Source organism: Gammaproteobacteria bacterium (genome assembly GCA_013696315.1).
GTDB lineage: Bacteria > Pseudomonadota > Gammaproteobacteria > JACCYU01 > JACCYU01 > JACCYU01.
The window spans coordinates 1-3049 of sequence record JACCYU010000259.1 but is presented as its reverse complement, the minus strand read 5'-3'; the positions used below and the strand labels follow the sequence as shown (position 1 = coordinate 3049).

Sequence of the window (3049 nt, the reverse complement as noted above, 5' to 3'; positions counted from 1 at the left end):
CAAACAGCTCGGCCAGCTTCGCGCCCGGATCGCGGGCACGCATAAATGCCTCACCGACCAGAAAACAACTAATCCCACCCTTTCGCATGCGCGCGACATCATCGCGCGAATTGATGCCGCTTTCGGTAATCACCAGCCGTCCGCCGCCAATCCTGGGCAACAACTCAAGCGTCGTATCCAGGTGCGTTTCAAAAGTGTGAAGACTGCGATTGTTGACGCCGATCAATGGCGTATCCAGCGCCAGCGCGCGCTCGAGCTCATGCGCGTCATGCACCTCCAGCAACGTATCCATCCGCAGGTCGCGCGCCAGCGCGCATAATTCGCGCATCATGCCGTCGCCAAGCGCGCCCGCGATCAACAGCACGCAGTCCGCGCTCATCGCGCGCGCCTCGTAGACCTGATACGGATCGATGATGAAGTCTTTGCGCAGAACGGGCAACGAACAGGCCGCGCGCGCGACCCGCAGATCCTCCGCACACCCGTAAAAATAGTGCTCGTCCGTTAACACCGACAGACAAGTAGCACCCCCGGCTTCGTAGCTCGCGGCGATCGCGGCAGGATCGAAGTCGGCGCGGATTACCCCTTTGCTCGGCGACGCCTTCTTGAGCTCCGCAATTATCGCGGGCCGTCCGCTTTCGACGGTCAGCTGCAGGCGTCCAGCAAAACCCCTCGGCATCTCCGCGTCGTCGATGCGCGCTTGCAGTTCGGCTAAGGGCAACTCGTCGGCGCGCGTGTCAACTTCCTCCGCCTTGGCGGCGAGAATTTGCCTTAAGATATCCGTTGAACTCATTGTGTTATTTCCGCCAAAAGCGCCATGCGCCGCCCTGCTTCGCCCGAGGCGATCGCGGCGCGCGCCAGCTCCACGCCACGCGCCACGTTTTCCGCCACATCGGCTGCATAAAGCGCCGCGCCCGCGTTAAGCATGATCGTATCCCGTGCCGGGCCGGGCCGATTATCCAGAGCCGCGCGAATAAGCGCCAGGCTTTCGCTCGCGTTCGCCACGCGCAATGAATCCAGTGATTGCCTTCTCACGCCATAATCCTCAGGCTTGATTATGTAAGTGCGAATTTGTCCATCCTGCAGCTCCGCGACCTGAGTTGGCGCGGCGATGCTGATCTCGTCCAGACCGTCTTCGGCGTGCACCACCAGCACATGCCGACTGCCTAGATTGTGCAATACCTTGGCGAGCGGCTCTACCCAGCGCGGCGCGAACACGCCCAGCAGTTGATTCGGCGCGCCGGCCGGATTGGTGAGCGGGCCGAGCAGATTGAACAAGGTGCGCGTACCCAGCTCCTTGCGCGGCGCTGCTGCGAAGCGCGCGGCGGCGTGATGCGCTGGCGCGAACAGAAAACCCACTCCCGCTTTGTCAATGCAATGCGCGACTTGTTCCGGGCTCAGATCGATTTTCACGCCCGCGGCCTCCAGCACGTCGGCGCTGCCGCAACTGCTGGACACGGATCGATTGCCATGCTTGGCGACGCGCCCGCCGGCCGCCGCGACCACGAACGCGCTCGCGGTGGATACATTAAAAGTGCACATGCCATCGCCGCCGGTGCCGCACGTATCGACCAGATTTTTCGTCGTCACGTCTACCCGCGTCGCGAGTTTGCGCATTACCTTCGCCGCCGCGGCGATTTCCGCCACAGTCTCGCCCTTGGTCCGCAGGCCCGCCAGAAAGCCACCGATCTGAATGGGTGTCGCGCCACCGGTCATAATCTGGCGCATGACCAACTCCATTTCCTCGCCGTCAAGATCTATGCGATCCACGATGCGGCCGATGGCCTGCCTGATATCCATTTACGGTCCTGTGCTGGTGCAGCGGCAACTAAGCCCTGCAAACCTGATGTTTTAGAAAGTTCCGCAACAGATCGTGCCCATGCCGCGTCAGAATGGACTCCGGATGAAACTGCACGCCTTCCACCGCGAACTCGCGGTGACGCACGCCCATGATCTCGTCGCGCTCCCCGGCCGGCGTTTGCGTCCAGGCGGTCACTTCCAGACATTCGGGCAGGCTGGTCTTGTCTATCACCAGCGAATGATAACGGGTCGCCTCGAACGGCATGTCCAGACCACTGAATACGCTGGCGCCGCGATGGTGAATCATGGACGTTTTACCGTGCATGATCTCGCGCGCGTGCGCGATGCGCCCGCCAAACGCCTGGCCGATGGCCTGATGACCGAGACAAACACCCAGGATGGGCATCCGTCCCGCGAAGCGGCCGATCACCGCCAGCGAGACACCCGCTTCATTGGGCGTGCAAGGCCCGGGCGAGATTACGATGCGCTCAGGCGCAAATTGCTCGATCTCGTCTATGCTGATCTCATCGTTGCGCGCCACCTTGACCTCCACACCCAGTTCGCCCAGATATTGCACCAGGTTGTAGGTGAACGAGTCGTAATTATCGATCATCAGCAACATGTCATTGATCATTCCCTACTGCGTCGGGCATCATTCGACATCTTCGTCCCAGAGGTACGGTCGATGTTGAGCGAAGGCGTCCACAGTAATGAAGTTTGGAGCAAAGCGTAAGATGCAATCCCGTTTATCGTCTGACAAGCGCGTGATTCTCATCTCGGGCGCCAACCGCGGCATAGGCCGTGCTATCACCGAGCGCCTGTATGATAACGGTTACACGCTGAGCCTGGGTGCACGCAAACCAGAAAGCCTGGAGCAGCTAACGGCGCACGTGGATGAGTGCCGGGTGATGACGCACAAGTACGATGCGCACTCCGCGCAGTCGGCCGGCTCGTGGATTACAGCCACTTACGAAAGGTTTGGTCGTTTGGGCGGGATCGTGAACAACGCCGGAATCATGCATGCCTTCGACGTGGAAAGCGGTGACGAGTCCAGCCTCGATGAAATGTGGGAAGTGAACGCCAAGGCGCCGTGGCGTCTGGTCCGCGCCGCATTTCCGCACCTGAAGCAGAGCGGCGCGGGGCGGGTGATCAATATCGTTTCACTGTCGGGAAAACGTGTGAAAAGCGCGGGTGTAACCGGCTATGCGATGACCAAAATACGCGCTGGACGCGCTGACCCACGGGATTCGAT

4 protein-coding genes are annotated in these 3049 nt (G+C 60.8%); 1 reads left to right on the top strand and 3 read right to left on the bottom strand.

Translation table 11 applies throughout. The features are described from left to right. From trpC to H0V34_14805, 3 genes are all read right to left on the bottom strand, one after another. Positions 1–790, bottom strand: a 790-nt coding sequence (gene trpC / locus H0V34_14815; protein MBA2492895.1) for an indole-3-glycerol phosphate synthase TrpC, incomplete at its 3' end; no start/stop codon positions are given. Beyond that, a complete protein-coding gene (trpD, locus tag H0V34_14810; protein ID MBA2492894.1) occupies positions 787–1797 on the bottom strand; it encodes an anthranilate phosphoribosyltransferase in 1011 nt (336 codons plus the stop codon). The genes trpD and trpC, both read right to left, overlap by 4 nt. Before the next feature lie 28 nt (positions 1798–1825). Beyond that, positions 1826–2419 carry an aminodeoxychorismate/anthranilate synthase component II gene (locus H0V34_14805; protein MBA2492893.1) on the bottom strand — a complete coding sequence of 198 codons (594 nt, stop codon included), beginning with the start codon at positions 2417–2419 and terminating at the stop codon, positions 1826–1828. 112 nt (positions 2420–2531) lie between these two features. Between H0V34_14805 and H0V34_14800 the strand changes: the two genes are divergently transcribed. Next, on the top strand, positions 2532–3049 hold a 518-nt coding region (locus H0V34_14800), incomplete at its 3' end, for an SDR family NAD(P)-dependent oxidoreductase (protein ID MBA2492892.1).

Coding starts and splice junctions, on each gene's coding strand:
- trpD (MBA2492894.1), bottom strand. CDS start 1,797: ATGGATATCAGGCAGGCCATCGGCCGCATCGTGGATCGCATAGATCTT.
- H0V34_14805 (MBA2492893.1), bottom strand. CDS start 2,419: ATGTTGCTGATGATCGATAATTACGACTCGTTCACCTACAACCTGGTG.